General features: G+C 46.7%; 15 protein-coding genes. 6 read left to right on the top strand and 9 right to left on the bottom strand.

The features are described 5' to 3' along the window. Positions 1 to 96 precede the first annotated feature (96 nt). Together CIK04_RS22225 and CIK04_RS22220 are read right to left on the bottom strand one after the other, a co-directional pair. The gene (locus CIK04_RS22225) at positions 97 to 444 is read right to left on the bottom strand and encodes a DUF3316 domain-containing protein (RefSeq protein WP_038940490.1); all 348 of its coding nucleotides are present in this window, start codon (positions 442 to 444) and stop codon (positions 97 to 99) included. A gap of 185 nt (positions 445 to 629) precedes the next feature. Further along, a complete protein-coding gene (locus CIK04_RS22220) occupies positions 630 to 1724 on the bottom strand; it encodes an HD-GYP domain-containing protein (protein WP_097353205.1) in 1095 nt (364 codons plus the stop codon). Positions 1725 to 1837: 113 nt separating this feature from the next. Here CIK04_RS22220 and CIK04_RS22215 point away from each other — a divergent pair, with 113 nt between their 5' ends. After that, a complete protein-coding gene (locus CIK04_RS22215; RefSeq protein ID WP_097353204.1) occupies positions 1838 to 5824 on the top strand; it encodes a response regulator in 3987 nt (1328 codons plus the stop codon). A 120-nt stretch (positions 5825 to 5944) separates the two neighbouring features. After that, complete coding sequence (locus CIK04_RS22210; protein WP_086017380.1) at positions 5945 to 7681, top strand: methyl-accepting chemotaxis protein; 1737 nt, start codon at positions 5945 to 5947, stop codon at positions 7679 to 7681. A 125-nt stretch (positions 7682 to 7806) separates the two neighbouring features. On the opposite strand, the gene CIK04_RS22205 is transcribed toward CIK04_RS22210, so the two are convergent. The 4 genes from CIK04_RS22205 to CIK04_RS22190 form a co-directional block, all read right to left on the bottom strand. Then, positions 7807 to 8139, bottom strand: coding sequence for a cupin domain-containing protein (locus CIK04_RS22205; protein ID WP_097353206.1), 333 nt, complete (start codon positions 8137 to 8139; stop codon positions 7807 to 7809). 30 nt (positions 8140 to 8169) lie between these two features. After that, a complete protein-coding gene (locus CIK04_RS22200; RefSeq protein WP_038940486.1) occupies positions 8170 to 8826 on the bottom strand; it encodes a Qnr family pentapeptide repeat protein in 657 nt (218 codons plus the stop codon). Positions 8827 to 9052: 226 nt separating this feature from the next. Further along, positions 9053 to 9301, bottom strand: a complete 249-nt coding sequence (locus CIK04_RS22195; protein WP_026050528.1) for a Rho-binding antiterminator — start codon at positions 9299 to 9301, stop codon at positions 9053 to 9055. Between the two features lie 84 nt (positions 9302 to 9385). Further along, positions 9386 to 10372 carry a D-2-hydroxyacid dehydrogenase family protein gene (locus tag CIK04_RS22190; protein ID WP_097353203.1) on the bottom strand — a complete coding sequence of 329 codons (987 nt, stop codon included), beginning with the start codon at positions 10370 to 10372 and terminating at the stop codon, positions 9386 to 9388. Between the two features lie 348 nt (positions 10373 to 10720). Here CIK04_RS22190 and CIK04_RS22185 point away from each other — a divergent pair, with 348 nt between their 5' ends. Beyond that, positions 10721 to 12550 carry a M4 family metallopeptidase gene (locus CIK04_RS22185; RefSeq protein ID WP_039536936.1) on the top strand — a complete coding sequence of 610 codons (1830 nt, stop codon included), beginning with the start codon at positions 10721 to 10723 and terminating at the stop codon, positions 12548 to 12550. A gap of 82 nt (positions 12551 to 12632) precedes the next feature. On the opposite strand, the gene CIK04_RS22180 is transcribed toward CIK04_RS22185, so the two are convergent. Further along, positions 12633 to 13169, bottom strand: coding sequence for a DUF924 family protein (locus tag CIK04_RS22180; protein ID WP_097353202.1), 537 nt, complete (start codon positions 13167 to 13169; stop codon positions 12633 to 12635). A 138-nt stretch (positions 13170 to 13307) separates the two neighbouring features. Between CIK04_RS22180 and CIK04_RS22175 the strand changes: the two genes are divergently transcribed. Then, positions 13308 to 14210: a transglutaminase family protein gene (locus tag CIK04_RS22175; protein WP_039451243.1), complete on the top strand. Its 903-nt coding sequence runs from the start codon at positions 13308 to 13310 to the stop codon at positions 14208 to 14210. Positions 14211 to 14761: 551 nt separating this feature from the next. Further along, positions 14762 to 15646 (top strand): hypothetical protein, encoded by an 885-nt coding sequence (locus tag CIK04_RS22170; protein ID WP_097353201.1) that lies wholly within the window; start codon positions 14762 to 14764, stop codon positions 15644 to 15646. Between the two features lie 99 nt (positions 15647 to 15745). On the opposite strand, the gene CIK04_RS22165 is transcribed toward CIK04_RS22170, so the two are convergent. Then, on the bottom strand, positions 15746 to 16582 hold the full coding sequence (locus CIK04_RS22165) for an alpha/beta fold hydrolase (RefSeq protein WP_017421462.1): 837 nt from the start codon (positions 16580 to 16582) through the stop codon (positions 15746 to 15748). A 74-nt stretch (positions 16583 to 16656) separates the two neighbouring features. Between CIK04_RS22165 and CIK04_RS22160 the strand changes: the two genes are divergently transcribed. Next, positions 16657 to 16866: a hypothetical protein gene (locus CIK04_RS22160; protein ID WP_011152674.1), complete on the top strand. Its 210-nt coding sequence runs from the start codon at positions 16657 to 16659 to the stop codon at positions 16864 to 16866. Positions 16867 to 16907: 41 nt separating this feature from the next. Here the strand turns inward: CIK04_RS22160 and CIK04_RS22155 are convergent, their stop codons facing one another. After that, positions 16908 to 18104: a DEAD/DEAH box helicase gene (locus CIK04_RS22155; protein WP_097353200.1), complete on the bottom strand. Its 1197-nt coding sequence runs from the start codon at positions 18102 to 18104 to the stop codon at positions 16908 to 16910. Between the last annotated feature and the right edge of the window lie 58 nt (positions 18105 to 18162).

Raw genomic sequence — 18162 nt, 5'->3', positions numbered from 1 at the left:
AGAACCTAGAACCTAGAACCTAGAACCTAGAACCTAGAACCTAGAACCTAGAACCTAGAACCTAGAACCTAGAACCTAGAACCTAGAACCTAGAACCTAGCTATTGCTGCTTTCACGGTATTGGTATTGGTAGTCAACATCGACAATCGCGCGGTAAGCCACTTTGCCGCTCTCTTTCGCAAATTCTTCTACTTTCACTTCAATGTCTGAAATTTTCAGTGAATCGTAAACAGGGCGTTGGCTAAATACGGAAAGCTCGTGAGTCAGTTCAGTTGGCGTCATGGCGCGCAGCTCTTGTGCTTTCATTAAACCTGCATCATAGGCCGCTTGTTTGCTTGCGAACGTATCCGTGTGAAGAGACGTTTCGCCGATTTGAGTTTCAACAGATGCGAATGCGGTCGAGCTGAGCATTAACGTGGTAGCAAGCAGAATGGTCTTTTTCATGGTCATCACCTTCTATGGTTGGTGTTATTGTCTACCCAATCCATACTAGAGATTTCTATGTAAAGAATCCGTCAAGCTACGTAAAGAGCTGTCTAGTTACTGCAAAATATTTGTCAGGACGTCAAAAGCGCGTCATGTCATTGGTGTTGTCAATTATTTCAACGATCTATATTTTGCTTGATGAATCATTCATCCGCGAACTCGCTGGCGATTTTGATGAACATATCTTCTTGAGCAAGAAAGGCATCGATCACCTCGGGGTCAAAATGTGTCCCGTTGCCTTCGAGAATGATTGAGCGTGTCGCTTCATGGCTCATCGGGTCTTTATACACACGTTTGCAGCGCAGCGCGTCATACACATCGGCAATCGCCATTAGTCGTGCACTGAGTGGTATTCTTTCTCCCGCATAGCCATTGGGGTAACCAGAACCGTCCCATTTTTCATGATGACCATAAGCAATCTCTTTTGCCACAGAGATGAGTTCATTTTGCGCGCCGGAGAGTTTCTCCGCTTTCTCTAGAGCCAATAATCCCAACGTGGTGTGAGATTTCATCTCTTCAAATTCTTCTGCGGTGAGCTTGCCAGGTTTGAGTAGAATGGAGTCGACAATGCCCACCTTGCCAATGTCATGCAGCGGTGCGGCTTTAAAGTAGGTATCCACTATTTTGGGGGTGAGAAGGGTTTGGTATTTGGGAAGCAACGCCAACTGTTCCGCCAGTAAACGCACATAATGCTGAGTACGCAAAATATGGTTGCCCGTTTCCGGATCGCGCGTTTCCGCCAAACTGGCTAAGGCAAACACCACCGCATCTTGCATGCGGTCAAGCTCGTGTGAACGTTTGAGTACCTCTTTCTCTAGGTAGCCATTTTGATCGCGTAGAAAATCTTTTGAGAGTTTGTTTTGCAGATGGGTTCTCACTCGCGACCGCAGCAGAGGAATACTAACGGGTTTGTGAATATAGTCAGCCGCACCGAGCTCGAAACCAAGTTTTTCATCTTCGGGCGAATCTTTACCCGTTAAAAAGACCACAGGAATATCTTGAGTTTTGTGATTGGCTCGAATTTTTCTGATCACGTCATAACCCGACAGCTCGGGCATCACGATATCGAGCAGCACTAAATCAATCTCAAACTGCTCTAAGATATGCAACGCCATCTCCCCAGATTTGGCCGCTTTCACGTGGTAGCGACTGGAGAGTCCTTGAGCCATAAACGCCAGATTGTCTGCGGAGTCGTCGACAATCAAAACGGTGCAATCATCCAGATTTTCAATGGGCATATATCAATCCTGAAAAAGTTTTCCTGCAACTTGCTGAACAATAACTAAACTTATCAGTAACTATAGACAAGCATCGATTTATTGCACTGTTATCTTGCAAGAAGGCCCAGCGAATGCGCTCAATTAGAACTTTATTTATGCTGCTGTTTTTGGCAATGGGGATCTGTTCTATTGCCATGTTGTCTGTCACGCAAAAGGTGGCGGAGCTTCGAACCCAAAGTCGGGATTATCAGCAAGACCTTCATCGGTTTTACCGTCTTTCTCAAGAGCTCAAACAAAGCTCAGATCATTTGACTAAGTTTGCACGAGCTTACGTGGTGACAGGGGATGATCACTGGGAAGCGCTGTTCAACAAGGTGCTGGATATTCGTGACGGCAAATTGCCTTTGCCTGCGGGAAATGAATACGAGTATTGGGACCTCGCTGCCAGCTCGGCCGAATATGTACCACCGTTTACCAGTGAGACAGGCATTCCGCTACTGCAAAGACTACGTGATTCAGGCATCAGCGCCACCGAGTTTCTTGAGCTGAAAAGTGCCTTAATGCTGTCGGATAACTTGGTGAATCTGGAGCGTGAAGCGTTTTTAGCGGTAAAGGGATTTAAGTTAGAGCCCGATGGTAAAGAGCTTTATACGGGCAAACCGGATCTGCCTTATGCGCAATCATTGCTGTACGGCAAAGTCTACTTTGAAGAAAAAGCCAAGATCATGAAAGCGATCGGCTCGGCGCATCAAGCGATCGTTCTCCGTATTGAAGGCAACATAGAGCAAACCGACACTCAGGAGTTGCAATACCAGTATGTGTACCGAGTGTTGGTGGCCATTTTACTCGCATCGATCGTTGTTTCGTTCACGCTGTTGTGGCGTTTGTACATCAGCCCATTGAGTAAGCTACTGCGTACGGTGGTGAATCAAGTGAAAGCGCAAGATTACGCCTTTACGATTACGCAAACCGCGTATGCCGAGCTGCAAAAATTCATCGACAGTTTGAATGTGGTCTTCCACCATATTTCCGAGCAGCTGAGTCAAAACACTTTAGTGAAAGATTTCAACATCGTGTTGCGAACCAGCCAATCGACGCAGTCTTTGTGCCATGAAGTCACCCAGTTTCTGCTTCATCAATTTCCTGTGCAGCAAGTCAGTATTGCGATCTACCGCGATGACAAACTGATTCGTATTGCCGGGGCGGGTTATGACGATAGCATCAGCCGTGAGATCAGCGATCAGAGCTCAACGCAGCTGAGCGTGTTGCTGTCCGATAAACCCTACAGCATGAAATCGTTGCAGGGAAAATACACCACGCACGTCAATGGCGGCGTGCTGGAACTGAATGAAATTTACTATTTCCCGTTGTGTGTGAACAAACAGCCGGTGGCGCTATTGGAAATTGGTACGATCGATACGCTTACTCCGTTACAGTATCAATGGTTATCACAGATGCTGGATGATCTTTCTGTGAGTATTCAGCTGAGCCAAAATGTGGAGCTGCAAAGAAAAGCGGAGCAGAAAGTACTGGAACAGTCACAGCTCAATCAAGAAATCCTCAACGCGACCCCCAATCCGATGTACTGCCTTTCAGCGCAAGGCAAGTATTTAACCGTCAATGCCAAATTCAGTGAGTTGACGGGCTTGGCGATGCACGAAATTGTCGGACGCACCCCGATAGAAGTGTTCAGTCAGCAAGAGGCCTCGCATCATTTTACCAAAGTACATCAAGAGCTTAGCCAAGAGCAGTGCAGTAAGAACTATGAGCTGTCGCTGCTTGATAGCCAAGGCGGATGCCGCGATATGTTGGTCTGCGAAGCGTCGTTCAATAATAGCCAAGGTCGTGTTTCTGGGATCGTGGGGATCTTATTGGATCTCACCGAGCGCAAGCAGATGGAATCAGAACTGCGAGATGCGAAAGACACCGCAGATGCGATGAGCCGAGCGAAAGGGGATTTCCTCGCCAATATGAGTCATGAAATCCGCACCCCGATGAACGCCATCTTAGGCATGGCGCACCTTGCGCTCAATACTGAATTAGACCCTTCCCAACGCAAGTACCTCACACGCATTAATGAGTCCGCGAAGAACTTACTGGGCATCATCAATGACATTCTCGATTTCTCCAAAATTGAGGCGGGCAAACTGAGTGTCGAGTCGATTGATTTCAGCTTGGATGAAGTGTTTGAAAACTTGACCAACGTCATCTCGTTTAAAGCACAGGAAAAAGGCATTGAGTTCTTGTTGGATATCGACCCAAGAGTGCCAGTCGGCTTGGTGGGTGATCCACTTCGTCTTGGTCAAGTGTTGGTGAATTTGTGCGGAAATGCGGTGAAATTTACCGAAAAAGGCGAGATCTTGGTGTCGGTAATGCCGGAGTCGCAATCCAGTGATGATGTGACGCTTCGCTTCTCGGTGAAAGACACCGGCATCGGTATCGATAAAGAGAAAATAGCCGATCTCTTTAACGCTTTCTCACAAGCGGACACCAGCATTACTCGTGAGTTTGGCGGTACAGGGTTAGGGCTCAGCATCAGCAAGCAGTTGGTGGAACTGATGGGCGGGCAGTTGTCGGTCAGCAGCGCAGTCGGTATGGGTTCGACGTTTACCTTTACGATTCACTGCGGTTTGCAAGAAGCGAAAATGCGTGACATTGCTAAACCAATTAGTGGCTTGGCAGGCAAACGTGCCTTAATTGTCGATGATAACGATTCCGCACGAAACATTTTAATGACGCTACTGAGCGCGATGCAATTTGATGCTAAAGCGGTGAGCAATGGCTTCGAAGCCTTAGACGAGCTCCGTCAAAGCACCTTTGATATGGTGTTTGTTGACTGGAATATGCCGGGCATGAACGGGTTAGAGCTGTTGCAAACGGCCCATCAAGAGCGATTACTCGCAGAAACGAAAAACTTCTTGGTGACCGCCTATGGACGCGAAATTTCCATGGATGAAAACAGCAGTAAGCTGGTGGATTCTTTAATCGTCAAACCGGTGAATCCGTCCAATTTGCTAGATGCCATTATGGACAGCTATGGCATTGAACATGTGACACGAAGCAGCACGACCGCGACGTTTGAGAAACCAGTGTTTGATGGACAAACCTTGTTGCTGGTGGAAGACAATGAAGTGAACCAAGAAGTGGCGATTGGTCTTCTTAATGGTACAAATCTCAACATTATCACCACAGATAACGGCAAGTTAGCCATAGAAGCACTCGAGCATCATCCGATTGATCTTGTTTTGATGGACATGCAAATGCCGGTGATGGATGGCATTACCGCTACCAAAGCGATCCGTGAGCGAGCTGAGTGGGCGACATTGCCGATTGTCGCCATGACGGCCAACGCGATGCAAAGCGATGTAGAGCGCTGCCATGAAGCGGGCATGAATGACCATGTCGCAAAACCCATCAATGTGCATAATCTTTACCAAGTGCTTTCTCAGTACTTGTCAGCAAGCAATGCCGCGAGTCACACCTCGTCATCATGTTCGACCTCGGGTTCACAGAGCAACCCAGATCGGCCAGCCTCTACCGACGAAGACGATTTGCCCACCTTATCCGGTATTAATATAAAAGAAGCGATTTTTAACACTGGCGGGAATAAGGAAAGTTATTTGTCGATTTTAAGTCGTTTTTTAGAGATGCAATTGGAAGAGTTGCCTATGTTTAAAGAGGTAGTGGAAAAAGAAGATTGGGATATGGCGGCGCGTATGGCTCATACCCTCAAAGGCGCTGCGGCCAATCTTGGCGTCACTCCCCTTGCTCAGCTGGCAGTAAAAATGGAAAAGAGCATCGATCATCGCAGTAAAACCGTGATTGGCGAGTTGGAGTTAGCAGGCGTCGCGCTCGACAAACTTCACGCACAATTATCGGAATGGCAAAAGCGGCATGTCAATGTGAGTGAGCAAGAATGTGGAGAAGCGGCAGAGCTCTACAAACGGCTGGTCGAACTCGTCGAGCAATATGATGTGGCGGCGGTGGATGTGATTAAGCAGGCCAAAGATTGCGATGTGTGGACGGATGAGCAAAAGCAGCTGCTTATCAATGCCATTGAAAGTTTTGAGTTTGAGCAGGCTAAAGAGATGCTGACGGCATTTCCAAAACCTGAGTAAACGGAGAAAAAGCGCAACGACGAAGAGCGAAGCGTTAATGATAACAGGAGGGATGCTGTTCCCTAATTCCCTATAACAACAACGTAGTTGGCAAAGTTAAATTAACAAGGAATGAACAGTATGAATATCAATAGCACGATGAAACTGGTGTTTGGGGTTATTGGCCTTGGCATCGTAATCAGTGTGGTAACGGTGTTGCAGCTTAACGGATTACTGCAAACAGTAAATCAGATGTCGCAGGTCCGTTATCAATCTTACCAAGCTGCGGATGAGCTACGCCAAAGCTCTGATGACCTAACACGTTTAGGACGTACCTATGTGCTGACGGGTGATGAGGCCTATGAAAAAATGTACATGGACATCCTTGCCATTCGAAATGGTGACAAACCGAGACCGCAAAACTATCACACCATCTACTGGGATTTGGTGTTGAACTATGGGCAAAAACCCAAAGCCGATGGTGCAAGAATCTCATTGCAGAAAATGATGGAAAATCTGGGCTTCACCCAATCTGAGTTTCAACTTCTTAAACAAGCCCAACAAAACTCCGATGCTTTGGTGAACATGGAAGTCAAAGCGATGAATGCGGTGAAAGGGCTCTATCCGGATAGTTCTGGCAACTACACTCGTCGAGCTGAGCCGGATATGGCAATGGCAGCGAAACTCTTACACAGTAAAGAATATCACCAAGAAAAAGCCAAAATCATGGCGCCGATTGATGAGTTTTTTAAAGAGCTAGAAGCGCGAACCAGCCGTCAATTTGAAGCGGCGGCGCATGATGTAAGAACCACGGTGATGATTGGTAATGTGTCCCTCATTGTGGTGTTTGTGATTGCGATCATCGGTTATGTGTTGGTTAACCGCAAAGTGGTAAAACCCATCGACCAAATGGCCAATATTTTGAAAGAGGTCGACGTCAATTCGGATCTGACCTTGCGTGTCGATGACAAGAGCAATAATGAACTTGGCGTTATCGGCACCACCATTAACAAAGTGCTGATCAGCTATGCGAAAACCATCAATAAGATCAATCAGGTGAACGACACCATTTCCAACATTTCGGAAGCGATTCAAAGCATTACGCATAAAAACATCTCTATGGCGGGTCAGCAGAACCAAGAGATGGAGATGGCGGCAACCGCGATGGAAGAGATGACAGCGGCACTTTCGAATGTGGCGCAAAGCACCAACATGGCTGAGCAGTATGCGGGCAGCGCAGAGAAAGAGGCTTCCACGAGTAAATCGGTCTTTGATAAAACCACGCGAGAATTCTCGGATCTTGAAGGGGAGTTCACCAACACCTCGCAGATCATCCAGCAATTGGCGGAAGAGTCCAGCAATGTGGGTAACGTGTTGGATGTGATCAAAGCGATTGCCGAACAAACCAACTTGCTGGCACTGAATGCGGCGATAGAAGCGGCGCGGGCAGGAGAACAAGGCCGTGGCTTTGCCGTGGTGGCAGATGAAGTGCGTTCGTTGGCACAACGTACTCAAGATTCCACCGGTGAGATTGAAAGCATCATTATGACATTGCAAGAGAAAGCGAAACAGTCAACGTCGACCATTCAAAGCAGTGCCGATAAGATGCAGTCAACGCGATCCAATATGGGGGTTGCTAACGAGGCCTTAGGTACCATTCAAGGTTCTGCGGTTGAAATTCATAAACTGAACACTTCAATTGCTGCAGCAACCGAAGAGCAATTGGCGGTCAGTGATGAAATCTCCAGTAACTTGGCCAATATCAAAAATCTCTCGTCAGAAATGAATGAGGCGATCAATCAACTTGGTCCGATTGTCGTCGATCTGCAACGTAATGTTGACGATCTCAACGGTGTTATTAAACATATTCGTACCTAACCGCATCCCCCTTTTGCCAATGGTGTGGCGGGTGAGCCAAGCTCGCAAAGGGGGGCTGTTCGTGGAAGCATTCCGTTTATCAGAAAGCCTGTTAATGAAAAAGCCCGTTGATAAGAAAAGTCTTTTTATGAAAAAAACACCGCCAACCAAATGGTTTGTTCGCTGGGCGTTGTCCAGCGAACTTTGTGTTTTTGATGGGCCGGAATAAAAAGATGCTCCCCTTTGGTTAAGTACACGATATTCCCTGCTTCAAACTCAATCTCCCCTTCACCTTGTAAAATCACGACCCACTCATGTTCCTCTTGATCATACCAGCCGGTTTCTGGGGAATGATGTCCGTGGGACACAATGCGTTCAATACGTACATTATCCAGCTTGAGTAAGTCATCAAATTGTTCTTGGGCTAACGAGCTCGGTAAGTTGTCGAAGAGGTTTTGTATCATCAGTGACTCCTTCATCGTCAAAGAATAATCAGCCAGGTACCACAATCAGCCAGGTACTACAATCAGGCCAAACGACTCTAACAGCTGCGCTTGTTGCCAGTCGCATATCTTTGCACCGTGCAGTGACACGCGGCGAACATCCAACCCATCGAGTTCGATATGGGTTAAGTCACACTCTTCAACAATGAAGCTGCCCCATTGCTCTGGGGAAAATTCGCCACGTGACAAATCAGAGCCTTTGAGACTGGCGCCCGAAAGATTGGCGCCTCGCCAGCGATTTTCAAACAGATCGCACTTTTCTAACATGGCGCGTTCAAAATTACTGTAATTCAAGTTGCAGCCAGTGATGTAGGCGGAGCAAAAATAGGCTTTATGACTAATGCGATTCGAGAAGTTGGCTTGGCTGAAATTGGCGCCCTTTAAATCGCATTCGCGAAACTCAATGCCGAAACAGTCTGCGCCAGTAAATTGAGTCATTGCCATCATACAGTGCTTAAAACTGGCCTCTCGCAGTTTGGTGTAGCGGAAACTGCACCCTTCTATGGATGACGCTTCGATAAAACGACAATGGATAAACTGGCTGTCGGTGAGATCGGCTCGGTCAAAGCTACACTCAATGAAATGGCAGTGGTCAAAAATGGCTTGCTGCAAATCTTGGTTTGAGAAATCTTCGCGATGGAAGTGTTGCCCTTGGTACTTCATATCAACTCCTTAGTTGAGCCAAGGCTATCATCTTAAGTTATTGAAAATCCACAAAAATAGTTTATTTAAAAACAAGCGCTTACAGGTGGCTTAAATCGCAAAAATAAGGGGGCTAGAAGCGATTCTAAACCCTTTGGTTTTTTATTTTCCTATGGGCGGACCTAGAAAAAAGTTTTGTTGCTCCTCATGCGTAAGAGGGCGAATTTCAAAAAGACACCAATGTCCGCTATTGTTCAAACTCAATCTTAGAAAAATGAGGATTTTCTGTGAGTGCTTGCATCGTTAAAATCATGTCGGTCGGTACCCACAGAGCATCTCCTCCCGTCTCGACTTCCAAGCACTCCTGCTTATGTTCATTAAAGCCAGTATTGACTGGTACGCCAGAGATCTCGCTGCCATCTTTTAACGTGAGGCAAACCCCGATACGGTAGAGACAAGCGATTTCTAAATAGTCATATTGATTGCAACTGATCATTGAGTTTCCTCTAAAGGGTTGGTCTGTGCTTGTCGGTGATCGAGTTCTGTCTGCCAAATAGCCAACAGGCCACCAGTGGTAACGTCACTCAGAGGGGGACAACACTTCTGGATTGACAATATTTTGCGCTTGGCCATGAGCAAACGCCACAATATTGTCGAACGCATAGCGGAAGTATAGCTCATAACTGTTTTGTTCTACGTAGCCGATATGCGGCGTGCACAATACGTTGGGCAAGGCCAGAATAGGTTCTTGCGTCATTGTTGCGGGTTCATGATGATAGACGTCGATGGCTGCGAACTTGTCTGAGCGGCGCTGCATCTCTTGAAACAGAGCACCCGCTTCCACTAACTCGGCTCGGCTGATGTTGACAAACAAACTGCCCGCTTTCATCGCAGCCAAATCAGAAGCTTTGACAATGGCGTGTGTTGCTGCGTTGAGTCGCAAATGCAGCGAGACAATATCACACTGTTGGAAAAACGCTTCTTTGCTGTCAGCGGCGAGAAAGCCATCCTCTTGCGCTTGGCGACGTGAGGACTCACTGCCCCAAACCATCACTTGAAGACCAAAGGCTTTGGCATAGCTCGCAATACGTTGGCCGATTTTGCCATATCCCCAAATGCCAATGGTTTGACCATGCAGCGTTCGACCTAAACGGTACGTTTGATTTTGTTGCCATTTACCTTGCTGCAGTTGCTGAGCGTAGCTGACTATCTCTCGGCTTGCTGCCATGATCAGTGCCCAGCAAAGCTCTGATGGAGCAATCGGCGAGCCTACGCCTTCTGCCACCGCAACGTTGGCATGATTGCACGCGCGAAGATCCAGATGATTGCTGATTTTTCCTGTTTGGCTAATGAGTTTTAAGTTTGGCAGCTTTGCTAAGAGGGAGGCGGTGATGGCAGTGCGCTCGCGGATTAACACCAAGGCATCAAATTCAGCCAGCGTGCTGGCAAGGATGGCCTCATCGGTTTCTGTGTGGTGAAACACGGTGACCTCAAAGGGAGCGAGTGCCGCAAAGCACTCAAGCTGACGAACTTGATCTTGGTAGTCGTCGAGAATGGCGATTTTCATAGTTACTTCCCACATGCACGTAACATTAATAAATCAAATTTTTAACTTTATTTCTGAGATGACAGTCCCATTTATCTTATTGATAAATCTGCGTAAAAAAGAAAAAGCACAATTTTATTACTAGTGTTTATCATGCTGATTTATAAAATCAAATTAGAAACGAAATCGCAGTGAGATGGATTCTTTGTATAAGATTGCGTCAGAGTTTCTATACAGGGCGTAAAAACATTTTTTTGGTGAAGTTGGCTGGTGGTTGTTTTCTGAACCATGGTTGTTGAGCTCGCAGTGTCTACGAGCCTTCGGGAGGAACCCGAAGAGATAAAATACAACATCAACAGGAAATCGATAATGAAACACAACCAACGTCATCGTCTCGGTCTTATGATTGCCGCAGTCATGTGTTCTCTTCCAGCCACCGCTGCAGAAATGGTGTCCGTCTCCGATAGTGCCGTATTGGAACAGGCTTTATCCGTTCAAGCTCGTAGTCTCGCGCCAGTCGAAAATGGCTTCGAGGCGGTTAAAACGATTCAACTGCCGAATGGCAAAACCAAAGTTCGATATCAACAAACCTATTTGGGCCTGCCTGTGTTTGATACTGCCGTTGTCGCGACGGAAGGACGCTCAGGATTGAGTAATGTGCATGGCATCATGGCACAAGGTTTGGCAGCCGATCTGCCTTCTGTGTCGGTGAATCTTGATCAGCAACAAGCCATCGCCCTTGGGAAGCAGCGCCACCAAGCGAAGCATGCCGATGCTCAAGCGCTCAACACAGAGAATGAAACCGCGCAACTGATGGTGCGCTTAGACGCAAACAACAAAGCTCAATTGGTCTATTTGGTGAGTTTCTTTGTCGCGGAAGAAGAGCCTTCTCGTCCCTTCATGTTCATAGACGCCAACAGTGGCGAGATATTGCAGGTGTGGGATGGCTTAAATCATGCGCAAGCAGACGGTACTGGACCTGGGGGCAACAGCAAAACAGGTCGTTATGAGTTTGGTACTGATTACCCAAGCTTTGTCATCGATAAAGTCGGGACGACTTGTACGATGGAAAACAGCGTGGTGAAAACGGTCGATTTACAAAACCGAACTTCGGGCTCAACAGCGTATAGTTACAACTGTCCAGGAGCCAGCAATTATAACGATCACAAAGCGGCCAATGGCGCGTATTCGCCTCTGAACGATGCACACTACTTCGGCAAAGTGGTGTACGACATGTACAAAGATTGGATGAATACCGCACCACTGACGTTCAAGCTGACGATGCGTGTCCACTACAGCAGCAATTATGAAAATGCCTTTTGGGATGGCTCTGCGATGACGTTTGGCGATGGCGCTTCTACCTTCTATCCGCTGGTGGATATTAACGTCAGTGCCCATGAAGTGAGCCATGGTTTTACTGAGCAAAACTCAGGTCTGATCTACAGCAATATGTCGGGAGGCATGAATGAAGCCTTCTCCGATATTGCGGGTGAAGCGGCAGAGTTCTACATGAAAGGCAGTGTTGATTGGATCGTTGGCGCCGACATCTTCAAGTCGAATGGCGGTTTACGCTATTTCGACCAACCCTCTAAAGATGGCCGCTCCATTGATCACGCATCTCAATACTATGATGGCCTCAATGTGCATCACTCCAGTGGCGTGTATAACCGCGCGTTTTATCTGTTAGCCAATAAAAGTGGTTGGAATGTACGTAAGGGTTTTGAGATTTTCACCTTAGCCAACCAACTGTATTGGACGGCAAACAGTACGTTTGATGCGGGAGCCTGTGGTGTGGTTAAAGCGGCTCAAGACATGGGTTATAACAGCAACGACGTCGCTGATGCGTTTAACCAAGTGGGTGTGAATGCCAGCTGTGGTGTCACACCGCCAAGTGGTAATGTGTTGAAAAACAACACGCCAGTGAGCAACTTAACGGGCAATAAAGGTTCGGAAGTATTCTATACCTTTACGGTCGATCGTAATGCGACGGCAGTGGTGTCCATTTCTGGCGGCAGTGGCGATGCCGATTTGTATCTCAAAGCGGGCAGCAAACCGACCACAAGCTCTTGGGATTGCCGCCCTTATCGTTACGGCAACAACGAAAGTTGTTCCGTTAGTGCGGCGCCGGGGACCACTTATCACGTGATGATAAAAGGCTACAGCAACTACAGCGGTGTGACGTTAAAGCTTCAATATTGATCTGACGTTAGAGATACCAATATAAGAAGAGGCACCGTCGTGTGCCTCTGTTTTCGTTCCCGTTCTTAATTAGAAACGGTTGCTAGAATCCTGAACCCGGCTGTTTAAGAAATTCCACCTCTTCCGGTGTGCTCTTGCGGCCTAAAATGGCATTGCGGTGAGGGTAGCGGCCGAACTGATCAATAATGGCTTTGTGACGCAGCTCGAAATCGTAGTTACGCTCCAATCCAGGTTGAGCAAATAAGCGCACCGCTTCTTGATGGATGAACGGCGATTCACTGTGCATGTATGGCATGTAGAGAAAGCTTTTCTCTTGGAGTGAAAGTTCACCATCGGCTCCTAGGGCTACAGCTTCCTGAGCGAGAGCCAGCGCCAGCGGATCCTGAGCGAAGGCTTGTGGCGTGCCACGGAAAATATTTCGAGAAAATTGATCGAGCACGATGATCTCTGCCAACCGTCCTTGAGGATGTTGTCGCCATTCTACTAACTCACACTGAGCCGCTTGCAATAAAAGCGAGCGAAACTTTTCAGTGACCACGCGATCGGTATCGTCGCTGCCAGAAAACCAATCTTTCGGTTGTAGCTGTTCAAACCAAAATGCCAGAACCTCACTGTACATGACTCTCTCCTTAATAATTTTTGTCTAAAAAGCGAACTGTAAATAGTTGGTGTTTTTGCTGCGAGGGAGGCCACAAGAACCGTCACGTGTTAGCGCAACAAGTCCCATATACTAAAAGAAAAACGTAACAGGGACGTTATGGAAACACCGTTGGCGAAATACACGCAACAAAGCTTTTTTACCCACCCCGGCCAATTTCTCAATACAGGACATCCAATACCAATCGATATTGCCGCAATGGTTCGTTTGGTTCAGCATAACCTGATTCATGCCTACTGGCTTGAAAAATATGGCGTCTCCAAGCCATTCAGCGAGCGGTTTGGTGAGATGCAATTGAGAACGGCGCAAGAGATCTTCGCTGAGTTAGCCAAGCGCACTGAAGGGTGGGTATTAGATGACAAACCGGAAGCCAAACGAGTGATTGGTATCTGTCGGGATTTCTCACTACTACTATGCAGCTTGCTGCGTCATCATGGCATTCCTGCGCGGTTGCGCTGTGGTTTTGCTTGTTATCTACGCCGAGGCAAATGGGAAGATCATTGGATTTGCGAGTATTGGCATACCCAGCAGCAACGATGGATTAAGGTTGACCCACAGCTAGATGGCATTCATCAGCAAGTCTTGAAGTTTGACTTTGACCCCCTCGATCTACCCGATGGCATTTTCCTGACGGCAGGAGAGATGTGGCAGGCCGTTCGAGAAGGCAAAGTGGAAGCAAAGCGATGTGGCATTATGCAGCTTCGTGGTACGCCCTATCTGAAAGCCAATCTGGTACGCGATTTGTTTGCGTTGACATCAATGGAACTACTGGCTTGGGACTGCGGTTGGGGGATGATAGAGCAACCGATGCATCCTATTGCGTCGGAAAGCGAATGGCAGTTGTTGGATGAACTTGCGCGGATGAGTGCCAATTCGGATAGTGAGATGGCCCGCTATTGCACGCAACATCATCAAGCGATATGTCTGCCCGAGCAATGGTGTTGGAGCCAAGCGCCAACGATAGCTCAGTTGTTTGACCGCGCCAGTGAAGAGCTCTACTGAGAACACTCAGAGGTATCTAGCTATGGAAGCACGCAGTAGCTTTAATTGATGGTTCAGCAAGGTCAGGTTAAAGCAGAGAGCAGCGTGAGTGGTGTTTGAAACAACGAAAAGTCAAACTGTCTCGTCATTGCAACCTTTGAGAGTTGCGTAATATTTATTGAGTAAAAACGTATATTTATCTTTCCATACAGTTCAGATTCGTGGTCAGTCTATGGCTGCGACACCACCAGTTACCATCTGATATTCTCTATGTGTTTCTGTAATAACGCTTTGATTTTTAATGCCTAAATATTTGGTATGACGTTCAGTAATAAGATGAAAGTCAAATTATTGGTGAAGAAAACAGCAGAGACTGGATCAGAATCCAGACATTTGATATGGTCTCTCACCAAATCTAAATTCATAAATTGTTACAACTGCCCAACATCGTTTTAAACGAGATTCGGTTGTATCGTATTGATATTAGAGCTTTTGTTCTGTTTCTTCCTCTGGCTAAACCAATAAGAAACAGTGTCAGGTGAATGACTGTTGGATGAGTTGTAGACAGAGCGATGAAAAACGGAGCTGAGCGGGTCAACGTAGCGGTTTCTGATCAAGAAATCGAAAAAATGAACATGCTACTAAAAAGCATCGATACCGACATGGCCGTATCGATGTCCTATGTTAGGCGTGCTCAAGGGGTCTCATTTGAACAACTGGAAAATCGCTTTTCCGGTATCAATGGCTCCACGCTCAAGCGCTACATGCAGCAAAGTTACCCATCAATGCGGCCCATTCACGTCGTCGCGGCACTGACGTGGGTGATGATGGTCCCCATGACGACGTTTTATTATGGCCTGAAAATGAAAGAACAGTATCGTGGCATGGACGACAAAGCCATCGAAGCGTTGCTGTGTATCGGCCGTTTGCCCAGTGATCAGTTCAACCTCTACTTAGAGTTGGTGGCGAATTTAATGGACGAAGCCACACGGCAAGAGTTCCTCGCCTTTAGAGCGGATCTTGAATCACAATACTCGTTATTGGCCAACTATAATGACTTATTACCCCCGCCTGTCTTAGATATTCACGCCTTTGCCATTGATTACTACCGCTCGGTTGCCATCACCGTAAAACGTTTTCGAGAGGAGTACAATATTCCGATCGAAACCATTTCCCGAGTGCTTGGGTTGTCGGAATATCAGTATCATATTCTAGAAGATGTAAACAAAATTCGTGATTTCCCCGTTGCTATCGGCTTTCGAGTTAAGCTCGGTTTCCACTTAAGCTCTCACGTTAACTTTACCAGCGAAATGCGTCAGTTCCCTGAGTTCCATCAACTGCGCCAAGTGCAGCACGTTCGCGATATGCTGATTGTCGAGGCCATGAGCAAGCTGCGTGGAGCCAAGAAAAAGAGCGCTATCGAAATATTGAGTCATTTATCAAAAGTGTACATATAGAACTGTGATCTGTATCGACTGAGTGAAAATAACCAACTCAAATTACACAGTGACTTGAGTTGATTATAAATCACTGAGAATTGAAAATAACCACTGTAATTAGATTAAATTGGCCAGAGTTCTCTTTAAGGAAATTGCCGAAGCGGCTTGTGCGATCATAATAGCTGCGACTGTTTCGGGATGTTGTAAGTGAACAAGGTGGTCCGCATTTTTGATTACCACAAAATGGCTATTTTTAAGTGCGGATGCAAATTCATAAGCGACCTCTTTAGTGACGTAGGGATCATATTCACCCACACAAATTGTGCAGGGGATATTGATGTTTTTAACATTAGTTGGGGTGTGAACTAATAGCCTGACGGAGTTTTCAAAAAATACGTCGATGCGTTCTTGGTGCATTTTAGATATTTCTCGTTCGGTGGCGCGAATAATCGCCTTGTTACGTGGAATATCCGGATGTTGAATGGTCAGAGAATGCGTAAAACTCTGCGCAAAATGGTTCGGGCTGTGCATTGCGGCGGCGATCATCTGTTTGGTGGCGAGGCGCCCTGAAGAGGGGATGCCGGGGACGCCGCCACAGATAGAAAGGCTCAGCACATTTGGCCAAATATCGACAAGCTCCACAGCCACAGCGGTGGCATACGAAAAGCCCATGACATGGGCTCGATTCACACCAAGATGGTCGAGTAACTCTTTGAGCATCAAGGCTTGCTGGCGAATCGATATAGTGGAATCCAGCGGAGTGGTACGACCGGTTCCTGGGACTTCAATGGTGAAAACATTTAAGTGGCGAGCAAACGCAAGGGAAAATTGCTGCACGCTTTCAATGTCTTGCAAAGCGCCAAGCAAGAATACGGCAAATTGGTCACTTTCTTGATGGCGGTAGGCCGCGTAGCGATAGTGATTGCCGTTCAGGACTATTTTATGGATATCCATAGTGTTCTCCTTTTATTAAAGAAGTACACAATATAAATGATGATAAAAATGAGAAGTTTGGGTTAGGTGCTACAATGAAAAACGAAGAATTGGAACAATATCTTTCTCAGGCTGAACAGCCAGTGAAAGATTTTATGGCTGAAGTGCTGGAAACGCTTGGAAAAAAAATAACGAAAGAAGAAGAACCCTTAATTAAGCTTCAGTATTTTGGTGCCAACATAGAAATTAAATTGACCTCATTTGAAGGCGTTTACGAATTAGAGCGCTCACACTTTAATATGTGAATAGTCAATAAAAAAGCCAGCTTTTGCTGCTTTTTTATTGACTATTCAGGCTGGTTATTTCTTTTGTGTTTTGGCACGTAATTTAATATAGAAATTGGCACAGCTTTCTTCGGTGTAAAACCTTCCACTTCTCGGCGCTCAAGCAAGTGTCCTAGACGGCTCTCAATCATGCATAGGTTTTTGAAGTTGTCCTTTGAAACCAATGAAATCGCTTCACCCTTGGCATTAGCACGACCCGTACGGCCAATTCGGTGGACATATTCATCGGCAGGGAAAGGTAAGTCGTAGTTCACCACGCGTGGAAGTGCTTCAATATCGATACCACGAGCAGCCACACCCGTTGACACCAAGTATTTGATTTTTCCTGCTTTAAAATCTTCCAGAAGTTGCTCTCGCACCGCTTGGCTGCGGCCACTGTGAAACGCTTCGGCAACGATGCCTCGTTTTTCTAACTGAGAGACCAGCTTGGCAGCACCATGTTTGGTCTCAATAAAAATTAAGGTTTGATCCCACTGATTTTCTTTGATCAAGTGACTGAGCAAGGCCGATTTTTGGTCTTTGTCTACGGTGATGATCCACTGCTCAATGTTGGATTTAGACGCTTGCTTCGCGGCAATGCTGATCTCGAACGGATTGTGAATGGCGCTTTTAGCCAGATCACGCACTTTATTCGAGAGGGTGGCAGAGAACAGCAAATGCTGAATGTTTTCAGGCAAGCGATCGAGGATCTTATTGATGTCATCAATAAAGCCCATATCGAGCATGCGATCGGCTTCATCAAGCACTAACATCTCGATTTCTTCGAAATAGACGGCGCGTTGACCGTACATATCCAGCAGCCGTCCTGGCGTGGCGACAAGAATATCTAAACCTTCAATTAAGGCTTGTTTTTGCACTTTTTCGTCAACGCCACCGAACATGGCCAATGAGCGAAGTGCTAGGTTTTGTCCATACTGCTTAATTTTTTCGTCGACTTGGATCGCCAGTTCGCGTGTTGGAACCAAAATAAGGGCGCGAATACGCTTTTTCTTTTGTGTTTGACCATGACGCAATTTCTCAAGTATTGGCAGAACAAAACTGGCGGTTTTACCTGTCCCTGTTTGCGCCGCTGCAATCAAATCTTGGCCTTCAAGAATGACAGGAATGGCTTGGGTTTGAATGCGAGTGGGTTTTGGGTAGCCAAGTGTATCAATGGCGTCAGTGAGCGACGCACACAAGCCGAGTTGAGTAAAGGACATAGTTAATCTCAAACGAATAAAGGTAGCTAGAATGCAAAGGGCTGCATTCTAGCATAGT

The sequence above is a fragment of the Vibrio sp. 03_296 genome (assembly GCF_002265885.1).
The sequence above is the reverse complement of the archived record's forward strand: the minus strand, read 5'-3'. Positions and strand labels throughout refer to the sequence as shown.

Coding starts and splice junctions, on each gene's coding strand:
- CIK04_RS22225 (WP_038940490.1), bottom strand. CDS start 444: ATGAAAAAGACCATTCTGCTTGCTACCACGTTAATGCTCAGCTCGACC.
- CIK04_RS22220 (WP_097353205.1), bottom strand. CDS start 1,724: ATGCCCATTGAAAATCTGGATGATTGCACCGTTTTGATTGTCGACGAC.
- CIK04_RS22215 (WP_097353204.1), top strand. CDS start 1,838: ATGCGCTCAATTAGAACTTTATTTATGCTGCTGTTTTTGGCAATGGGG.
- CIK04_RS22210 (WP_086017380.1), top strand. CDS start 5,945: ATGAATATCAATAGCACGATGAAACTGGTGTTTGGGGTTATTGGCCTT.
- CIK04_RS22205 (WP_097353206.1), bottom strand. CDS start 8,139: ATGAAGGAGTCACTGATGATACAAAACCTCTTCGACAACTTACCGAGC.
- CIK04_RS22200 (WP_038940486.1), bottom strand. CDS start 8,826: ATGAAGTACCAAGGGCAACACTTCCATCGCGAAGATTTCTCAAACCAA.
- CIK04_RS22195 (WP_026050528.1), bottom strand. CDS start 9,301: ATGATCAGTTGCAATCAATATGACTATTTAGAAATCGCTTGTCTCTAC.
- CIK04_RS22190 (WP_097353203.1), bottom strand. CDS start 10,372: ATGAAAATCGCCATTCTCGACGACTACCAAGATCAAGTTCGTCAGCTT.
- CIK04_RS22185 (WP_039536936.1), top strand. CDS start 10,721: ATGAAACACAACCAACGTCATCGTCTCGGTCTTATGATTGCCGCAGTC.
- CIK04_RS22180 (WP_097353202.1), bottom strand. CDS start 13,169: ATGTACAGTGAGGTTCTGGCATTTTGGTTTGAACAGCTACAACCGAAA.
- CIK04_RS22175 (WP_039451243.1), top strand. CDS start 13,308: ATGGAAACACCGTTGGCGAAATACACGCAACAAAGCTTTTTTACCCAC.
- CIK04_RS22170 (WP_097353201.1), top strand. CDS start 14,762: ATGAAAAACGGAGCTGAGCGGGTCAACGTAGCGGTTTCTGATCAAGAA.
- CIK04_RS22165 (WP_017421462.1), bottom strand. CDS start 16,582: ATGGATATCCATAAAATAGTCCTGAACGGCAATCACTATCGCTACGCG.
- CIK04_RS22160 (WP_011152674.1), top strand. CDS start 16,657: ATGAAAAACGAAGAATTGGAACAATATCTTTCTCAGGCTGAACAGCCA.
- CIK04_RS22155 (WP_097353200.1), bottom strand. CDS start 18,104: ATGTCCTTTACTCAACTCGGCTTGTGTGCGTCGCTCACTGACGCCATT.